The following is an 18,546-nucleotide window of genomic DNA, read 5'->3' on the forward strand; positions in this document are numbered from 1 at the left end:
AATTTTTTATTAACTTTTGCCTAGACTGAGGTGAGAAAGTCCTATTTTTTTTGAGCCTTAGCTAGAGAAACCGTTGTAGTGATCGCTTGTCCCAAATCCTCAGTCGAGTTAATGTCTAATCCAGAAAGACTTTCTTTAATTGAGTCAAAATCGTCCCCGAGTAAACGAACCACTAAAGATGGTAGTTTCGTAACTTGGGACAGACGATTTTGGGGTTGACCATCCTGTTGATGATCAAGAGAGTTAGTCCTGGTGGGCCTTGGGAAAGGGTCTTCACGGAAGTCTGTCTCGCGTTTCAGATAAGGTTGAAAATAATCAGCAATCCCTTTTGCGATTACTCCGGAAGTTTCAATATTACCCAAAATGTTAATTAACAGAACCTTTATATGAGTTGATTTAATGGCTTGTTCTAACGCGGTAGTCAACTGCTCGATAAGAGAGATTAATCCTTCCTGTTCGCTGAGCATCCAACCACAGGCTGGATTACCTTGTTCATGAACTAACAGCTCCCAACTGGTAAGAGTCAATCCCCAGCCATTACTAATGATTCCGATATTACCCTCTCCTGAGGTAGCTTTAATAACACAAACTTGAGGGAGAGTTAAAGGTTTAGGGATAACAGGGTTGAATACTATTGACGAAGTTTCTAGTTTAGAGGATGTGAGTAATTCCACTAGATCTCGATGGCGAGACAAAGCTGCATCGTTAACCGCAATTTTCCCATCGAGAGCCATAACTTCTCCAGTTGGACTTACCGCTAAAGGATTGATTTCAATCAAATCTAAATCTTTCTCTCGAAAAATCTGGTACATCTTTTCAAGAATGGAACTTACTGTCTGGATAAGTTCCCCTTGGAGTCCCATTTTTACGGCTAAACGGCGGGCATAAAAGGGCGAAAAATCGCTATCAACTACTACTTTTTCCATATGCTCGAGGAGAGTTTCCACGTCAATTCCTCCTTTGGGTGAACCAAGCAAAACTGGACGCTGAAGTTTATAATCAAGCAGAACCGAAAGAAAAAATTCAGATTTGGTATCGTAGCGAGCTTCTGCCAGAATAACTTCTGGATATTCTCCTAAAATTGCCAGACTAAAAATTGCTTGGGCAGCTACAATTGCATCAATCGTATTTTCCACGAAACGAATGCCCCCGGCTTTTCCACGACCTCCAGAACGGACTTGTGACTTCAACACGACAGGATAAGGGATATGAAGGTGTTTAATTTCACTGAGATTAACGATAGGTTGGGAGGGTAAAATAGGAATACCCACCTGATGAAAAAGTTTTTTAGCTTGATATTCAAGTAAATCCATGACACTTTTAATCTCAGAGGTATAGTTTTTAGAAAGATAGGAAAATATGTCAGTTAGTATCCTAATATTCTCCTATCTGGAATTTATTATCAAATTATAAAGAAAAAAGTAAAAAACAAGACCACATGAAGTAGTCTATAAAAATTTTAGTACTCGAAGCATTACATCAGATAAATACTCTTCTAATTTAAGATAAAGAAAAGTAGAATATTTCTCATAAACATACTTGATTAACAGATTTGTTTGAGATTCTCTACTTTCTTTTTAAATAGTTCAGTCATTAGATTCATTGCTGTGCGATTCTCTCGGACTTTAATATTGATAGTAACGGACATTCCTGATTGCAAAGAAATTTAACGATAATGGGCTCTCAGAAATTGTTGATTCGATTTAATTTTAGTAGGAAAGCGATAAAAGTAATGAATTTTATCAGTTTTTAGGACATCTAAAGTAATGGAGATCACTTCACTTTTAATATTATCAAACTTACTAAAGAGAAGCGAGTCGTTCCGAACGTCTGCTTTTTGTTTAGTGTGAACGACCAAATATCTTCGTTAGTGACATTCACTTCGGCTAATAAGCTATTGTTGGGAACGATTCTTTAAGAGCAGGAGCAGTACGTATTATAGCTAATAGCTATTGTAAACCTGCTTGAATTTTGGTATACCATTATAATTCAATGAGTTTTTTTAAAAAAACTATGTATCTTGTATTTAAGTAAAAACACATTAAACAACCTATCAAAACACCCTCAAAATGTTAGGTTTGGAAATGATGTAGAAAGCCTACGCTGCAACTCGTCAAAACGGATAACAAAGCTCATCCAACTAATATAGTCGATTTAACCTGTTTGAGGTTTTACAAAAATTATGAAGTTTACAAAACTGCTACGCCAATTGGGTAGTTACCTGATATCACTTTTACTTGGTATGCTTTTGTGCTTTGGTGGCTTCCATTTTCTCTCGTCTCAAGCTGAGCCTTTTGCGGAACCATCCCTAAATAATCAGGAAAATACTTCTGCTCCCTTAGACTTAGCTAAAAATCTCGTTGCTAAAGATCGCGATAGCTTTGTCTCCGCAGCTGTAGCCCGCACTGGTTCTGCAGTGGTTCGTATTGACACAGAAACAGTTGTCACCAGAAGCATTGATCCGTTTTTTAACGACCCTTTCTTTCGAGAATTTTTTGGAGAACAATTTCGCTCTCATCTTCCTCAAGAACGAAGAATTGCGGGACAGGGTTCAGGGTTTATTATCGACGGAAATGGGATAATTTTAACCAATGCTCATGTAGTCAACAAGGCTGATAAAGTCACCGTTACCCTTAAAGATGGACGTACTTTTAATGGACAAGTCCGAGGAACCGATGAAGTCACTGACTTGGCAGTGGTGAAAATATCTCCCCAAGAGGATAAATTGCCAGTTGCTCCTCTAGGAGACTCAGCTAATCTTAAAGTAGGAGATTGGGCTATTGCCGTAGGGAATCCGGTAGGATTGGATAATACTGTCACCTTGGGGATTATCAGTACCATCGGCCGTTCAGCCGCTAAAGCTGGAATTCCTGATAAGCGTCTCGATTTCATTCAAACTGATGCGGCAATTAACCCGGGGAATTCTGGAGGCCCTCTCTTAAATTCTCAAGGGGAAGTGATTGGCATTAATACAGCTATTCGTGCCGACGCGATGGGAATCGGTTTTGCTATTCCTATCAATAAAGCCAAAACTTTGCAAAATATTTTAGTCAGTGGACAAAAAGTTCCTCACCCCTATATTGGGGTCCAGATGGTTAATCTCACTCCTGAACTGGCTCGGGAAAATAACAAAAATTCTAACTCACCCATTCTCATCCCTGAAGTTGAAGGAATTTTGGTAGTACAAGTTGTCCCTAATACTCCTGCTGCTAAAGCTGGAATCCGTCGAGGAGACGTCATTGTAGGAGTTAATGGAAAATTGGTGACTGACGGTAGTGAATTACAATCCATTGTAGAAAATTCAGGTCTCAATGCTCCTTTAAAGCTCCAACTTTATCGTGGTGATCACGTTACTTATTTAACGGTAAGAACTGCTCAATTAGAAGGAACACCCTAAACAAACACGGACTGGTGTGGTAGTTGATTTGCCACACCTCGACAATTTATTTAGAAGACTATGAATCGCCTGTGGATCAAAAACTATTTCGAAATTCGACGAAGAAAGATTACAATCTTAAACTTATTAAGATGTATAAATCAAAAAATTGTGGTTTGAAGGTATAAACTAGAATTTTCGGAGCGACGACATAAACAAGTACCAATCGATAATAGATCAGTAACGTTATTGTTAGTATCTACGTCATTGTTAAAATCCTAAGCGGTCTTCTGCATCCAAAAGATGAATGTGGTGTTCACAGGGACTCAACTTCTTCTATAGTTTATCATAGACAATGAACTTAGGCATAATTGCAGAACGGATTAAATAACGATTATGACTTCCACTTTTTTTATTAAACCCATGTCCATTAGAGTGTTTAACTCTAATAGTTTGTCCATGATAACATCGGTTGGGATTCATGCGTTGTTGTTGGGTCTGCTGCTTCCTAACTTAACTTACTTAAATCCTTTACAAAAGTCGGACTCTAATCGACGTGACGTTGAAATAATCGAGTTAACCTCTGCTGAAATAGCACGTTTACCAGATCAGTTGCCATTGTCGGATATACATAACTCTCTTGAGAGTTTACCCGCCGATATACCTGTCCTAGACTCCTTTTCCTCAAACTATTCCGCGCCCAATACTTTTAATACTTTACCAGTTCCTCCTGCTTTACCTGCGTTACCTGCCCTTCCGTCCCTAAGTTATACTCGTCCTTCTTTTCCTAGATCACTTCCTAAACCACAGCGATCACTACCAACTGCTCCCCCTCTAAATCTGCCTTCAAGACTGCCCGTCCCCCCTCAATCTACTTTTAGGCTGGACAAACCCCAATCTCCAACTCCCCGATTTCCACCTATCTCTGAAAGACCCGATTTCGGTCTGTCGAAAGCTCCAGTTCCCATTGATCAATTAATCAATCAAGGTAGAAATGATCGTCCATATGCACCTACTTCGCAAAACCCCATTACCCGCGATGTTACGCCTCCTCAAGTAGCCCTTAATGCAGAGCAAGCCCGAAAAGATAAACTGATTAGTAATTTAGTACGTGAGACAATTGAAGGAGCGGACAATCTTCGTTACAACAGGAATAATACAACTAATGAAGATGCAAGGCGCAATGATGCTCAGTGGATGGCAAAAATAGGCAGTCCTGTTACTAAAAAAGAGAATTGGCAAGCTTTAAGAGGAGATTATCCCAAAACGGCTTGTTTAAGACATTTAGAGGGGACAGCTATCTATGGTATCACTGTTAACCCTGGGGGTGATGTGGCTAAAAATCCTTATCTTATTAAAAGTTCAGGTTATGGCGTTTTGAACCAACAAGCTTTTAATCAAATTAAGTCCACTAATTTTAGTACAGACGGTCAACTTCAACACTACCGAGTAAAGATATCTTTTAATTTTGATCCAAAAATTTGTCCTGATGTTACCCAACGTTCACAAAGCCAACAAGACAAATCCACAACACTAGAGACTCCAGCTGAATCAGCTCAACCAACTTCTGAGGGGAACCCAGAACCAACAATTCGGGAAGGGTCAATACCAGAGACTCCGGCTGAATCAGCTCAACCAACTTCTGAGGGGAACCCAGAACCAACAATTCGGGAAGGGTCAACACCAGAGACTCCGGCTGAATCAACTCAACCAACTTCTGAGGGAAACCCAGAACCAACTACTACTCCAACCTTTAGCAAGAATGCTCCCCCTCTCCCTCCTAGTACTAAAAAATGAGTAACTCCAGTTACTTTAGAGAACTTTTAGCAAAACCTGTTCAATGGTCAATAATGTTTTGATAACCTAATTAAGGACTTTGAAAGTTATTTAGCAATTGTCGTCCAAAACTTCTAGACTAGAAAAACTTGACAAGGATGTTAAATTCCAAGTAGTATGGTAAGTCGACGGTGCATCAGGGGCTATAACTCAGTTGGTAGAGTGTCACAATGGCATTGTGAAAGTCAGCGGTTCGAGTCCGCTTAGCTCCATCAGGGAATGGAAGAGAAAGTAAATTAGTCGTTCATTTTTACGATTTGTTCTTATTGATTCTCAAAAGCGTCTAGGTCTAGTAAATAACACGGCTTCAGCTTGTTTTTTTTTGGAGAAACTTGATAATTGACGCTTTTTCTAAAAACCCTAATACAATGCCATTTTTTTGAATCACGGTTAGTTGCTGACGAGGATCATCCTCTAAAATTTTTACTACTTCTAACAAAGATTTATCTGCTTCAATTGTGATTATACCATCATTAATGGGCTGCATTATTTCTGAAATTTTTAACTCAGTCCATTGGGAAGTAGAAATTTTATTCAAAGCATCTGGTTCGAGAATTCCCGATAGTTTTCCTTCTTCATTAATTATTAAAAACTTCTTCCACTTCCTCTTACCAATTACATAATCATTAACAAATTTTCTCAGGTTAAAACTATCAGGAACTACAGGACTATAAGGAATTACTGCATCTTGGGCTGTATAACCACTTAAAGTTTCTTGAAACCTAGCAGACTGACCAGAAAATACTGCATTTTGTAATAGGAAGAAACCAATTAATAATGTCCAAAAATTTCCAATAGGACTAATTCCTAAAATTGCTAACCCACTGATAGTAACAGTCAACCAACCGAAAATTTGTCCAACGCGACTAGCAAAAATAATTCCTTTATTTGGATTTCCAGTGATTTTCCAAACTAATGCTTTAAGAATATTGCCACCATCTAAAGGTAGACCAGGAATTAAATTAAATAATCCTAGAATTAAGTTAATTGAAGCAAGTAGTGAAACAATTGCTTCAACCGGTGCACTAAAGGAGAAATTAACTTGAATTAGGTTCAATACAGCAAAGATCACTAAACTAACAGCGGGGCCCGCAATCGCTACCCAAAATGCTTCTAAGGGTGTTTCAGATTCTTTTTCTAAACTAGCTAATCCTCCAAACAAAAATAGAGTAATGGACTTAACATTAATTCCTTGGGAAAGTGCAACAAAACTGTGCCCCAATTCATGAACGACCACAGAAGAAAATAGTAACAATGCAGCAAAAAGACCTAAAACCCAAGGGACAATCCCTACTAATTGCGGAAATAATGCCAACTGTCTCCCATAACTGACAGCAACTAACCCCAGAACTAGGAACCAAGAAGGATTCACATAAAAAGGAATCCCGAACAAATTGCCAACCCTTATATTATTATTCATGGGTGGAACCTCCTATTTAATTTATAAAATCTGTTTCAACGACTCCACTCTTACCTAATCTCATTGTAACGAGATGTAAAATTAATGAGACTTAAAAATAACAGTAAAATCCGTCTTACTAAGTTCGGTTATCTACAGCAATTATGAATTATGCCTTATGAATCCACGGTTAACCATAGTTCGGTCGATACAATGACGGTCTGTTCTTTACAGACAAAAAGACACTATTTATACATAGATTGAAATAACTATGACAACTCTAACTCGACGAGATATTCTAGGAATTGCTGATCTTAATGCTACCGAACTTAAGAATGTTCTAGAATTGGCAGCACATCTTAAAAATGGGGGACAGTCGCCTATCTCTCAAAAGGTCCTAGGACTTTTATTTTATAAAGCTTCCACTCGCACCCGTGTTTCCTTTAGCGTGGCGATGTATCAGTTAGGAGGACACGTAATAGATCTTAATCCTAGTGTTACTCAAGTGGGGAGAGGGGAACCTATTGCCGACACTGCTAGAGTTTTAGATCGCTATTTAGATATTTTAGCTGTTCGCACATATAAACAAGAAGACTTAGAAACCTTTGCCAAGTATGCGGAAATTCCCATTATTAATGCTTTAACTGACTTGGAACATCCCTGTCAAACTTTAGCCGATTTGTTGACAATTCAAGAGAATCTAAACACCCTATCCGGCATTACGGTTACTTATCTTGGGGATGGAAATAATGTTGCCCATTCTCTAATTTTAGGAGGAGCGTTAATGGGGATGAAAGTTAATATTGCCACTCCTGATGGCTATCAACCAAATAGTCAGATTGTTGACAAGGCTAAAGAATTAGCAGTAGACGGATTTGAGGTTATGATAACTAATGACCCTATTAAAGCTGCTAAAGATTCTCAAGTACTTTACACTGATGTTTGGACAAGCATGGGACAAGAAGATTTAGCAGCTTCAAGAATTCCCTTATTTGAACCCTATCAAGTTAATGAAGCCCTACTGAATTATGCTGATAAGGAAGCCATTGTTTTACATTGTTTACCTGCTCACCGCGGAGAAGAAATTACTGATTCAGTTATTGAAGGGAAACATTCCCGAGTATGGGAACAGGCAGAGAACAGAATGCATGCCCAAAAAGCATTGATAGTAAGTTTATTAGGAATAAATAGTTGATGGGTGGTGAACCTTCCGTCAATTTTTGAATACATTAGTCAGAAGCAAAATTCCAGAAATCATTGAACAACCTGGAAATAGGCTTGAAGTGAGAACTCTGTCTGCAGTGGAATACTTACAGAGCTTAAAAAATAAATTGATCAAGGAATCCCAAGAACCTGCCCAGGCTAATTCTAACAATATTTCGTAGGAGTTAGGAGATTTATTTGAAGTTATCGATAATATTCTAATTGCTTACGATATTCCTCGTGAGAAGGTAATTAATAAACAGTAAAGAAAAAGGATGAGGCAGCTTCAATCAATGTCTTCAGTTGATTTGGACTGAAACTTAACCCTAGGAATAGTAAAATACAAACAGATATTTTTCCAAAAATTATCACGGAAGAAAACTTATTAAAATATGTAATGACATACATATTTACTCAAAATGATACCGAAATATTCAAACAAACTTTTAAAGCAACGAGTAGTTACGGGTTATTCAGGTTGAATGTTCCTCAACAATGGGATACAAAAAGGGTATCTTAACTTAACCTATCGTCATTTTCAAATTTTAGTAGTTCAGCGTTCTGATGTTAGCTTTCTTGCAAACCTAACATCAGAATGCTGTCTCAAAGTTTATATTGAATCCTAACGTTCTCTTCATACAAATCTATCTACCCTTGATGGCTATTGGAAAAACTTTAGTAGAAATAGAATTCTCACGATTGTATCGCTAAGGAAAACCCTTGATGTAAGCTGTCCCACTGAAAAGAGAATATTGCTTAACGGAAAAAGTTTTTTGTATCATGGGGCAGAATATCTTTAAAGAGTTTATCGTCGGCACAATTTTATCCACATCAGAAAATCTTTATGGGATAATCTCTTTTCATACAGAAACGGGATAAAGTGTTAATCTTCCTATGGAATTAGCCGTGATGGGAGTCGTCGGTAGGTACAACCTTAACAGATTGGTTTTTACCTAGTGCTCGTCTAGTCTCTTTGTATCTTCTGTAAACTATTCAAAAAAATAGACAAGAATGTCCTTCAAGATAGATTTTTTGTCTTAGAAAAGGCTAAAGCAGGTTTAAATATTCTTGAACAAGTCTATCAAAGAAAAAATTTTCTTTTTTTTCCCAAGTCTTAGATTTTCTGAGAGAAGACGTTACTCATTGTACGAAGATAATCTTAGAATATTTGTTGTCTGATCGAGTTTTCCATAAAAAATGGTTACGGTTGCGGAGATAAGTTATTAATTTGGACCAAAAATACACTCAGACCACGGTCACGGCTTCTGGGGGAAAAGTCCATTTCTTATACCATCCAGCCTAGCTTGTCTATTGAGAAGTGTTAATGTTTACAGTATCAAGATAAATCATTCAAATTATGGAAAAATTAAGTCAGTTGCGTTCCCGATCATTTTGAAAATACAACTGAGAATTGTAGCACTGCAGATATAGTTTGGTGGTAGGATATCGCCTTCCCAATCTCAATTTCATGGGGTCGAGTTTCACCATCTGCTTTTTTGGAATAATGAAATGATGCTACTGCTTATTGATTCTGAAAATGTATTCAAGACAACATGAATATCAGCAGGTATTTTAGAGCAGATTAAATACACTATCAAAGCTTACTTCCAAGAAGCGGTAATCTTAAACTTTTAAAAAAACAAAACGGTTCTAATAGATTCTAATTATGACTAAAATTTTACTTTTGCCCGTTGCCCGATTCTAAGTCTCTTCTTCTGAGGGAGGGGAGAGAATAAGTAGGCAACTCTAAATAAACCTTAAAAAAGCAAATAACTTTATAATTTTGTATTTAGGCAATTAGACTGTAATTCATACTATTTTCATTGATATTTTTTATAGTGTTTAGTTTAGAGTATTATTTTGGCAATTTTATAATTCTTTATTGAATGCTATTTCTCTTTTATTTTATTCAGTGATAATTCTTTTTGAAGAAATAGACATGATATTTTCTTAAAAATTCCAGTTTAGTTTAAATTTAATTAATTGTGTTAATTAGTTCTTTATAAAAAAATATTTATCGTATTTATTCTTTTGTTCTTTCCGTATTGTTTGATTTTTTTTGACCATTTTGATTGAAATATCTTTACTATTTAAGAGTCTTTTTATTCAGAAATAATATCAAGTCTGATCATCTTTTTTTAGAAAAAGTAAAGTAATTGTTGGTTCCTAATTAAGTTTTTAAATACTTCTCTGAGAGCTATTCAAAATACTTTATATTTTTTCTTTCCAAGTTTTTTCTTTCCCTTCTACTTTTAGGACAATTCTACAATTACTATTTTCCTTGAGTAATAAATTCATAAATCGTTTTTGTAATCATAATTTCTGAGATGTTTACAAATCTGTATTTTTTTTCACTTTATCTTACCTTGTATCTGAACACAACGCCTCTACCTCTTATTTCAGAGGTGATTTTCAAGTCAAAAGCAAACTTTCACAGCTCCCGATTTTTGTAATTATGTTAGCCGAATTGCTGGGCAGGTTGTCAGTCAGCTATCGTTTTTTATTTAAAAATTTTTCCATTTTGGATTTATTGCAACTTACAGTATTTACTATTTAATTTGAGTCAAACTAAACTTCTTATAACAAGAATAATAAAAAGAGGGCAAAAGCCCCCGCTCAAAATGTTAGTAAGCTAAGGTTTCTAGAGTTTCTCGGAGATAACAGCGCACCTGTTGGTCGAGAAGAGAAGAATCATGATCTGTGGTCTGGCGGCGAGACTGCCACTGTTTAAAACCAGAACAATCAGCAATTGCCTGTTTTAAATGCTCCCAAATTTCATGATCTTGATCATACTTACGATTACGGGAGAGAGTTGAACTCAACATAAGAAATTCATCACATGACTAACATTATATTTCTTTAAGAATAACTCAGATAATTCGGAAGATTCTGATAACTTTGAGACAAATTTTTAAAAAATATGAAGTTTTTGGATAAGTTTATTCAGAAGAGGACGAAAATTCAACTTTGATCGGGAGAATTTTTTGTACACGAAGTCCACAAACGGTAAAGTCTTGGAAAATTTTTTCGGTTGTATAAGGTTCAATGGTTAGCCATTGTTGTTGAGGAGTCAAGAGAATACCAATAATTGCGATGGGGATTTGAACAAACAGATTACTCAACAAAAAACCGATCGCCGCAATAAACAATCCTAGTATTCGCCATTGAGGTAGTGTAGCGACCGTCATTGCCCCTAGGGGAGCGAATAGATAAAGTTCCCATAGAACACCTAACATAGCAAACGCCGCGACCACCGTCAAAATTCGGATGTTTCGAGTTTTTAATGATCTTAAAATTTTACGTTGTTCAACGGTCAAACTATCAGGATGAAGGGAGAGCAATAATACACTAAAAATATCGAAGGGTCGAGTCAACTGCATCAAGAGAATTGGAACCACTCCAAACACTCCAACAATGAAAAGTTCTAGCCAAAACAGAGGTAAGGGTTCTCCTACAGCTAGTCCTAATAAAACTAATTGTAAGCTTAAAGGAGCAACAGCGATTCCGGCTAGATGAATCCATAAAAACGGTTCCGAACGAAAGTTATTCATAATACCAAAAGAACATAATTCAGAATAAATAAAGCCCATAATTGCTGATAAACTAGCTATTATGGACTTTTTGTTGTCTTACCTCCCCGCTAAGGTACGACGTTTCATCACCATTTCGTAAGCTTCAATGATATCCCCCTCTTGCCAATCACTGAATTTGTCGATTCCGACACCACATTCATAACCGGCGTTAACCTCACGGGTAAGTTCTTTAACCCGTTTAAGAGAATCGAGATTTCCTTGATAAACTATATTGTCGCCGCGCCGAACTCTAACAAAGCGGTTTCGTACCACCTTGCCAGACTGGACATAACAACCAGCCACTGCTCCCCGTCCGAGGGGAAAGACAGCCCGAACCTGGGCTTGTCCAAGGGGAGATTCCACTTCTTCAGGTTCGAGTAACCCTTCCATAGCTCCTTGAATATCATCGAGGAGTTTGTAGATAATGTCGTATTCTCGAATATCTACTCCTTCGTGGTCAGCCGTTGCCCTAGAGCCACTAGCAAGGGTAGTATTAAAGCCGATTACCACCGCACCACTGGCGGCCGCTAAGTCTACATCAGTTTCAGTAATTTCCCCAGGAGCAGCCAGGAGAATTCGGATTTGAACTTCATCTTGAGGTAACTGTTCTAGGGAGCCAAGAATTGCCTCTACAGACCCTTGAACATCAGCTTTAACAATAAGATTGAGTTCTTTAAGTTCTCCTTCTTGAGCTTGAGCCGAAATGGTACTGAGAGTAACGCGACGAGAAGACGTTGCTTGTTGCAGACGGGTTTGACGTTGGTCAGCTGCTCCTTGTTCAGCTACGACGCGGGCTTCTTTTTCACTGGCATAGACATCAAATTCATCTCCCGCAGAGGGAACGTTATTAAGTCCGAGAACCTCAACAGCAAATGAGGGAGAAGCGGCCTCAACTTTTTCTCCGCGATCATCAATCATGGCACGGATTTTACCGAAGACTGAGCCAGCAACAATGGCATCTCCTACCCGTAAAGTTCCATTCTGGATAAGGAGGGTGGCTACTGGTCCCCTAGTACGATCAAGGTTAGCTTCGATGACTGTTCCTTTAGCGAGACGATGTGGGTTAGCTACCAATTCTTCTATTTCCGACACCAGGATAATCATCTCTAGGAGAGTATCAAGGTTTTCCCCTTTGAGGGCACTAACGGGAACCATAATGGTATCTCCTCCCCATTCTTCAGAAAGTAAACCCAATTCTGCTAATTCTTGTTTGATGCGATCAGGGTTAGCTTCAGGTTTATCGACTTTATTGATAGCTACTAATAAGGGAACCTTTGCTGCTTGAGCGTGACTAATCGCTTCTCGTGTTTGAGGTTGAACTCCATCATCAGCAGCTACTACCAGGATCGCAATGTCTGTTACCTTAGCTCCGCGCGCTCGCATAGCGGTAAAGGCTTCGTGACCAGGGGTATCCAAAAAAACAATCTGTTCTGATTGTCCATTATGTTTAATATCCACATGGTACGCCCCGATGTGTTGAGTAATTCCTCCAGCTTCTCCTTGAGCGACCTTGGTTTGACGGATGGAGTCGAGCAAGGTAGTTTTTCCGTGATCGACGTGACCCATAATAGTGACTACTGGAGGACGACGCTGAAGATTATCTAAGTCGTGTTCATCGAGCATTTCCGTATCTTTAGTCGCTGCAGCTTTGACTTCGGGGACTTCCACTTCCACCCCTAATTCTTTTGTGACTAACTGAGCCGTTTCGAGATCTAGCGTCTGGGTAATATTAACTGCAATTCCCTTAGAAAAAAGATTTTTAATAATTTCAGTTTCAGGAATTTGCAGCCTATTAGCGAGTTCTCTAACTGTCAGATTACTGTCGAGAATAATAATTTCAGGACGTTGAACAACTTCTTGACGTTCGCGACGTTCTGTTTTCTGACGCGTTGTTGATCCCCCACCGGTATCTGGTTTGGGCATTGGCTTTTTAGGCTTGCTGACAGCAGCTGGTTTCGTCTGAGATTGAGGTTTAGGGGGACGAGCTGTAGAGAGACTTGCAGTTAAAGGAATAGGATTGAGACCAGTTGTTGACTCAAAATCTTCATCTTCTTCGTCAAGACGTTTAGTCCGACGTTTCGCTTTTGCAGCTCCTTTGTTTTTCGCCTTAGACTCACGTTCTTCCTCTTCTTCTTCCCATTTTTTCTGTTTTGAAGGACGCGCTGATGTGGGACGTTTTAAGGTTGGTTTCGGTTTTAAAGCCGTTTCAAGAACATCATCATCGACTTCTGAATCATCAATTTCGTCTGATGGGGGTTTTACCGAAGGAGCAATTAATTCAAGGGTTTCCTCTTTTTGCAGCCTCGCAACTTGCGGTCGCTGGAGATCCAGTTTAGCTTTGATTTTAGTTATTTTTTTATTAGGAGCCGGAGTTTCAGCGGAAACTGTTTTTGGAGTCTGGATAGTCTCTAACGAGAGTTTATTCTGTGGCTCAACTCTGTCTGTCGGTTCAGGTTTAGAGATAAGCTTCAAATCTGACTTCCCGGAAGAAGATTTCTTAGAAGATTGAACTAGAGGTTTAGATAGTTGGGGGGGATTAAGAAGGGTCGGAGTAGGTTCAAGTTCTTGGCTATCTTCAACTAGAGGAGTTATAAGTTTTTCGGAGGGCTTAGTTTTATCAGGAAGTTTTGGCTTCTCACTAGGATTAACGACCGTTTCCTCTTCGTTTGATGCTTTTTGAGGCGATTCTTGGGAGTATGCAGGGGGTTGAGGGAGTTGTGGTTTAGCAGGTGGACGAGGGGGAGCTACTAAGGTTGGAGAAGAACCCTGAGGTTCTCTTGGGGCTTGAGTAGAGGAACTCTTATGAATTTGCTTATGATGAATAGCTAAAATTTGTTGTTTGTTTTTTCCCTTAGGAGATGCTTGTTCTTTTTGGTTTGTTGTTTGGCTTGCAACGTATTTAATTGCCATGGCCTTGATCCGTTCAGCCTGGGATTCACTAATCGTGCTACTGTGGCTCTTAACAGGAATGTTAAGCTGGGTGCAAATTTCTAGGATATCTTTATTTTCTAGGTTCAACTCTTTCGATAAATCGTAAATTCTAACTTTTTGTGCGTTGTTCATCCACTATCCCCTTGACTAGGTTTGTGTTGGTTTAAAGACTTAGCCCCTTGGCTTTTGAGCAACGGGCAAGTTCTGGGTTTGGTCAGTTCCATCCGACTACAATCATGATGATCTTATAAAATGACCTTACTCTTATGCTAACGACCAAAGACATCAAGACGCATCCGTAATCCGTAATAACCTAAATGTTAGGAATTGGGAAGTTTAGCTGATACAGACTCGGCACTTAGTATCTGCCAACGACTCCATAGGATTTGATAAATACTGTCAGGGACATTAGTCCTAAGCATTTTACCCAAACGGTCCTTTTTGCTGGCGTTGTACAAGCAACTCTCCTGAGGACAGATATAAGCAGATCTCCCCATCCCCTTATCTAATTGTACCTGTCGAGATGAATGAACTCGAACAATACGCCAAAATGTCTGTTTTGGTGCTATCTTACGACAACTAATACAACGTCGATAATTAGGCTGCATAACTAATGAAATGATTATTCACTCTCCTGAGATTCAATGTTTAAATACAAGGTCAGTTTCGTCATTGTCTTTTTCATTACTCAAAAGCTCTGATTTATCAGAGAGTTGTTGTTCTTTGTTGATTTCTAGCTGATAGGTAGCCGTATCTTTGATGTCAATTTTCCACCCAGTTAAACGGGCAGCTAAGCGGACATTTTGACCCTCTTTGCCAATGGCTAAGCTCAATTGGTCTTCGGCGACCAAGACTAGAGCATGGCGTTCATCAGGGTTAATTAAAACCACTTGATCTACTCGGGACGGACTGAGGGCATTGGCAATATAGGTAGCAGGATCGGGAGACCAACGGATCACATCAATTTTTTCTCCCCGCAGTTCGTTAACTACTGCTTGAATTCGAGAGCCTCTAGCTCCAATACAGGCTCCTACAGGATCTACATCTCGCTCTAGGGTATCTACCGCAATTTTAGTTCTCGGACCGACATAGCGAGAAGGGGGATTAGCTTCACGGGAAACAGCCACGATCCGCACGATTTCTTCGTCTATTTCAGGGACTTCTACAGTAAATAGATCGACAACTAAACCAGCTGCTGAGCGCGAAACGATCAGTTGAGGTCCACGATGGGAGCCTTCTCGAACTTTTTTAAGGATAACTTTGAAACTAGAATTGGCACGATAATTGTCATTAGGTAGCTGTTCTCGTTTGGGTAGGATTGCTTCAACCTCGGGTTGGCTAAAAGAACTTTGGACGGCGACGATCGCATCTTGGCGCTCAAAGCGTAAGGATCTTGCATTCAGAACTGTCCCTTCAAGATCATTAAATTCTTCTTGAATAATTTTACGCTGTTGATCTCGTAATTTTTGCAAAAGAACTTGTTTGGTTTGAATGGCCGCCATGCGCCCAAAATCCTTTTGATTTGGGGTTACATCTAAAACTACTTCGTCTCCTAGTTGAGCTTCTGAAGCAACTTCTTGGACTTCTTTTAGAGAGATGTGATGGTCGGTGTTATCGACTAATTCCACAATTCTTTTAGTAGAGAGGATGCGAAACCCTTCTTCTTCAATGTCTAGTTCTACTTCAAAATTATTAAAGTATTCATCATGAAATTGCTGACGATCTAAGCTTTGGGAACGACGATAACGCTCATATCCTTTGAGTAACGCTTCTCGCAAGGCTTCTTGGACGGCAGATTTCGGCAAATTGTGCTGTTGGCTAATTTCATCAATCATTTTAGCCAGACCAGGTAAGCTGATAAGGGACATGGTTATGGACCTCCTTGACTTAAAGATATAGAGTTTGGTTAGGAATGGTCATCAAGTGTGATTGTGGTAATTAGGTCCCGAGGAATTGTAATTGCCCGTCCTTTTTGGTTCAAATAAACGCTCTCCGTATCTCGTTCCTGAAGTCTGCCTCGCCATTCTTTTTGATTTAAATACGGGGTATAGGTTGTAACAATGACGGCAAATCCCTTGAATGACATAAAATCACGATCGCTATTTAGTTCTCGAGAAACTCCTGGGCTAGAAATTTCTAAAACATAGGAACCTGAAATGACTTGGGACTCATCAAGACTAGTTTCTAAGGAGCGACTTACCCCTTCACAATCATTTAAGCTTATATCCCCTTGTGGGTTACAAATATTTATACGTAACACAGGGGGTCTTTTGTTGGTCTGAAAAACAACATCAACGACTTCCAGTCCGAGGTTTTCGGCGATCGGGGTAGCTATTTTAATAATTTGTGAGATTATAGGGTTATTCATTGCGGCTTAGGCACTAAAAAAAGCGGGTTTCAGCCCACTTCCTTTGAACGTCAATAATTTGGAAGGGTTGCAAAAGATACCATGATTACCTGTCCTGGTTTACTAGTCTAGCAAACTTTTAGTCCCTTTTTTCTAGTTTGGAATTAGGGACACTTTGGTGTATTTAAAGAATTTATATTCAACTACTAGTGATCTTAGCTTCTTGGCGTAAGGTACGAGTCCGTTCTAAAATTTGTTCAAAATCTTCGGTAGAAAGTCGTCTAACATAATTGATTTTAAATTTTTCTAGCAAATCATAGAGAAATATTTCTATCTGTTCAATACTTTGTTGGTCTTGTAATTCTATGATCATAGTGTGTGTTAATTTATCGACTAATTTCTCAAAAAATTTATTAAAACTAGGATCTTGAATTAACACTTGTTTGAGTCCTTTAGATAATCCTTGATAAAGTTGAGAAGCAAGTTTTTGGGTTAATTGGTCTTTCATAAATTCAAACCCAGGTAAATTTACTAAGTTAGAATAAGCTGATATCTCAATTAAAGCTTTCTTAAGATTGTACTCAATAAATACCTCTGCTTCTGGACGAATTTCCGGAATAACTTTTTCCACTAATAAATAACCAATTATTTTAATAATTTCTCCAATTTCATTAGTATCTTCAGCATTGATATATAGATTAGTATTAGTCTTTTTTAAGATATTACGGATTGTTCCTTTTTGAACATAAAATTGAACTTGATTAATAACGTTAATGATCACTATTTCGGTAATTTCTTGGGCAATTCCGGAAACAAATCCTTGACTTGTTTGTTTTTTAATCGCTTTTACATTAATTAAATTAGATTTATCTAAGCGAATAATTAAGGGAATAATCCTCAACCAACGAAATATAGGAATCAACAAAAGAATATCATACCAACGCCACAACATGGCATCAAACCAATTTATTCCGGTATGACGACGACTAATATACCAACTTCGTGCCATAAGTTCTATAAAAAAGATAAGGGAAAAAGGAAAATCAATTAAGCCAAAATTATTAATAGGTTCTCCATTTTCCCCCACTGGACGAAAATAATTAGTTTCTAATAATGGTCTAATTTGATTGTTAAAAAAAATTAACTCATTTTTTAATCTATTTTTTTGCCAATTTTCTTGACTCCAAAATAGCTTAAAAGATTCTTTAGATGAAATATTTTTACTTCCAAATACATGCTTTCTTATTTTATTTTTTATTCTTTCTAAGGTTCCTATTTTATCAGCAACCAGAAATGGATTTTGTTCAATCATTTCTATACTTTGTTTACGGAGATAAAATAAAAGATAACTAATTTTTTGATCTTGGACTAAGTCACCTGTTTTGTTTATAAAAAAATTAAGTTTATTTACCGTTTTTAAATAATTTTCTGTTTCTCGATTAGGTTCAATTCCTTTCACCCAATCATAATATTTTGTTAATCTAAAAGGTAGAACTATTATAGGTTCTTTCGGTATTTCTTTCTCAAAAGCTCCAATCTTCAAATATAATTGAACTCTTCCTTGTAACCAAAAATCTCGTAAAGAAATATAGGTTAAATCAAAAATAACAAATCCGTAATTAACTAAAACTATTAAAGCTATTAATTTTTCAGAGAATGATTGTAAATGTAGATATTTTTTTCGAAAGTTTAAAAACAAATTTGTTAATGTCATATTTTAAACAGTTAGAGGTTAGAAGTATTTAGAAAAAATGATTTGAACTAGTTTAGTTTACCTTGTCTTCTGGAATAATGCTCATCTATTGAGTCTTTTCTTAATTAAGTCATTTGATTAATTTTGTTAGTTCTTGATGAAGTGATTACGTATAAATTCTAGTATCAT

The 18,546-nt window shown here is 37.8% G+C and carries 13 protein-coding genes and 1 tRNA gene; 5 read left to right on the top strand and 9 right to left on the bottom strand.

Features of this window, described 5'->3' with window-relative positions; translation table 11 throughout:
• Positions 1-41 precede the first annotated feature (41 nt).
• A complete protein-coding gene (locus RGRSB_RS01640; RefSeq protein WP_119259553.1) occupies positions 42-1,313 on the bottom strand; it encodes an ATP-grasp domain-containing protein in 1,272 nt (423 codons plus the stop codon).
• Between the two features lie 869 nt (positions 1,314-2,182).
• Between RGRSB_RS01640 and RGRSB_RS01645 the strand changes: the two genes are divergently transcribed.
• From RGRSB_RS01645 to RGRSB_RS01655, 3 genes are all read left to right on the top strand, one after another.
• Positions 2,183-3,397, top strand: coding sequence for an HhoA/HhoB/HtrA family serine endopeptidase (locus RGRSB_RS01645; protein WP_119259554.1), 1,215 nt, complete (start codon positions 2,183-2,185; stop codon positions 3,395-3,397).
• Between the two features lie 375 nt (positions 3,398-3,772).
• On the top strand, positions 3,773-5,173 hold the full coding sequence (locus RGRSB_RS01650) for a TonB family protein (RefSeq protein ID WP_119259555.1): 1,401 nt from the start codon (positions 3,773-3,775) through the stop codon (positions 5,171-5,173).
• Positions 5,174-5,351: 178 nt separating this feature from the next.
• A tRNA-Ala gene (locus RGRSB_RS01655) sits at positions 5,352-5,424 on the top strand.
• A 95-nt stretch (positions 5,425-5,519) separates the two neighbouring features.
• Here RGRSB_RS01655 and RGRSB_RS01660 read toward each other — a convergent pair.
• Positions 5,520-6,632 (bottom strand): site-2 protease family protein, encoded by a 1,113-nt coding sequence (locus tag RGRSB_RS01660; RefSeq protein ID WP_119259556.1) that lies wholly within the window; start codon positions 6,630-6,632, stop codon positions 5,520-5,522.
• A gap of 250 nt (positions 6,633-6,882) precedes the next feature.
• Between RGRSB_RS01660 and argF the strand changes: the two genes are divergently transcribed.
• Both argF and RGRSB_RS09955 read left to right on the top strand, forming a co-directional pair.
• Positions 6,883-7,806, top strand: a complete 924-nt coding sequence (argF, locus tag RGRSB_RS01665) for an ornithine carbamoyltransferase (RefSeq protein ID WP_119259557.1) — start codon at positions 6,883-6,885, stop codon at positions 7,804-7,806.
• Between the two features lie 25 nt (positions 7,807-7,831).
• Positions 7,832-7,996, top strand: a complete 165-nt coding sequence (locus tag RGRSB_RS09955) for a nucleoside triphosphate pyrophosphohydrolase family protein (protein ID WP_172582012.1) — start codon at positions 7,832-7,834, stop codon at positions 7,994-7,996.
• A gap of 2,442 nt (positions 7,997-10,438) precedes the next feature.
• On the opposite strand, the gene RGRSB_RS01675 is transcribed toward RGRSB_RS09955, so the two are convergent.
• The 7 genes from RGRSB_RS01675 to RGRSB_RS01705 all read right to left on the bottom strand — a co-directional run bounded on the left by RGRSB_RS01675 (position 10,439) and on the right by RGRSB_RS01705 (position 18,378).
• Entirely contained in the window at positions 10,439-10,639 is a 201-nt protein-coding gene (locus RGRSB_RS01675; RefSeq protein ID WP_119259558.1) for a hypothetical protein, read from the bottom strand.
• Positions 10,640-10,753: 114 nt separating this feature from the next.
• Positions 10,754-11,404 (bottom strand): low-complexity tail membrane protein, encoded by a 651-nt coding sequence (locus RGRSB_RS01680; RefSeq protein ID WP_338063336.1) that lies wholly within the window; start codon positions 11,402-11,404, stop codon positions 10,754-10,756.
• Positions 11,405-11,443: 39 nt separating this feature from the next.
• Positions 11,444-14,449 (bottom strand): translation initiation factor IF-2, encoded by a 3,006-nt coding sequence (gene infB, locus RGRSB_RS01685; protein WP_119259559.1) that lies wholly within the window; start codon positions 14,447-14,449, stop codon positions 11,444-11,446.
• Between the two features lie 188 nt (positions 14,450-14,637).
• Entirely contained in the window at positions 14,638-14,925 is a 288-nt protein-coding gene (locus RGRSB_RS01690) for a YlxR family protein (RefSeq protein ID WP_119259560.1), read from the bottom strand.
• 33 nt (positions 14,926-14,958) lie between these two features.
• Complete coding sequence (gene nusA, locus RGRSB_RS01695) at positions 14,959-16,185, bottom strand: transcription termination factor NusA (protein WP_119259561.1); 1,227 nt, start codon at positions 16,183-16,185, stop codon at positions 14,959-14,961.
• Positions 16,186-16,223: 38 nt separating this feature from the next.
• Positions 16,224-16,685 (bottom strand): ribosome maturation factor RimP, encoded by a 462-nt coding sequence (gene rimP / locus RGRSB_RS01700; RefSeq protein WP_119259562.1) that lies wholly within the window; start codon positions 16,683-16,685, stop codon positions 16,224-16,226.
• A gap of 178 nt (positions 16,686-16,863) precedes the next feature.
• A complete protein-coding gene (locus RGRSB_RS01705) occupies positions 16,864-18,378 on the bottom strand; it encodes a hypothetical protein (RefSeq protein WP_119259563.1) in 1,515 nt (504 codons plus the stop codon).
• Positions 18,379-18,546 lie beyond the last annotated feature (168 nt).

Origin of the sequence: cyanobacterium endosymbiont of Rhopalodia gibberula, assembly GCF_003574135.1 — a bacterium.
GTDB lineage: Bacteria > Cyanobacteriota > Cyanobacteriia > Cyanobacteriales > Microcystaceae > Rippkaea.

Excerpts from the sequence above, each read along its gene's own strand:
- RGRSB_RS01660 (WP_119259556.1), bottom strand. The coding sequence starts at position 6,632 with ATGAATAATAATATAAGGGTTGGCAATTTGTTCGGGATTCCTTTTTAT.
- rimP (WP_119259562.1), bottom strand. The coding sequence starts at position 16,685 with ATGAATAACCCTATAATCTCACAAATTATTAAAATAGCTACCCCGATC.
- RGRSB_RS01640 (WP_119259553.1), bottom strand. The coding sequence starts at position 1,313 with ATGGATTTACTTGAATATCAAGCTAAAAAACTTTTTCATCAGGTGGGT.
- RGRSB_RS01650 (WP_119259555.1), top strand. The coding sequence starts at position 3,773 with ATGACTTCCACTTTTTTTATTAAACCCATGTCCATTAGAGTGTTTAAC.
- RGRSB_RS01645 (WP_119259554.1), top strand. The coding sequence starts at position 2,183 with ATGAAGTTTACAAAACTGCTACGCCAATTGGGTAGTTACCTGATATCA.
- RGRSB_RS01675 (WP_119259558.1), bottom strand. The coding sequence starts at position 10,639 with ATGTTGAGTTCAACTCTCTCCCGTAATCGTAAGTATGATCAAGATCAT.
- RGRSB_RS01680 (WP_338063336.1), bottom strand. The coding sequence starts at position 11,404 with ATGGGCTTTATTTATTCTGAATTATGTTCTTTTGGTATTATGAATAAC.
- RGRSB_RS01690 (WP_119259560.1), bottom strand. The coding sequence starts at position 14,925 with ATGCAGCCTAATTATCGACGTTGTATTAGTTGTCGTAAGATAGCACCA.
- infB (WP_119259559.1), bottom strand. The coding sequence starts at position 14,449 with ATGAACAACGCACAAAAAGTTAGAATTTACGATTTATCGAAAGAGTTG.
- argF (WP_119259557.1), top strand. The coding sequence starts at position 6,883 with ATGACAACTCTAACTCGACGAGATATTCTAGGAATTGCTGATCTTAAT.
- nusA (WP_119259561.1), bottom strand. The coding sequence starts at position 16,185 with ATGTCCCTTATCAGCTTACCTGGTCTGGCTAAAATGATTGATGAAATT.
- RGRSB_RS01705 (WP_119259563.1), bottom strand. The coding sequence starts at position 18,378 with ATGACATTAACAAATTTGTTTTTAAACTTTCGAAAAAAATATCTACAT.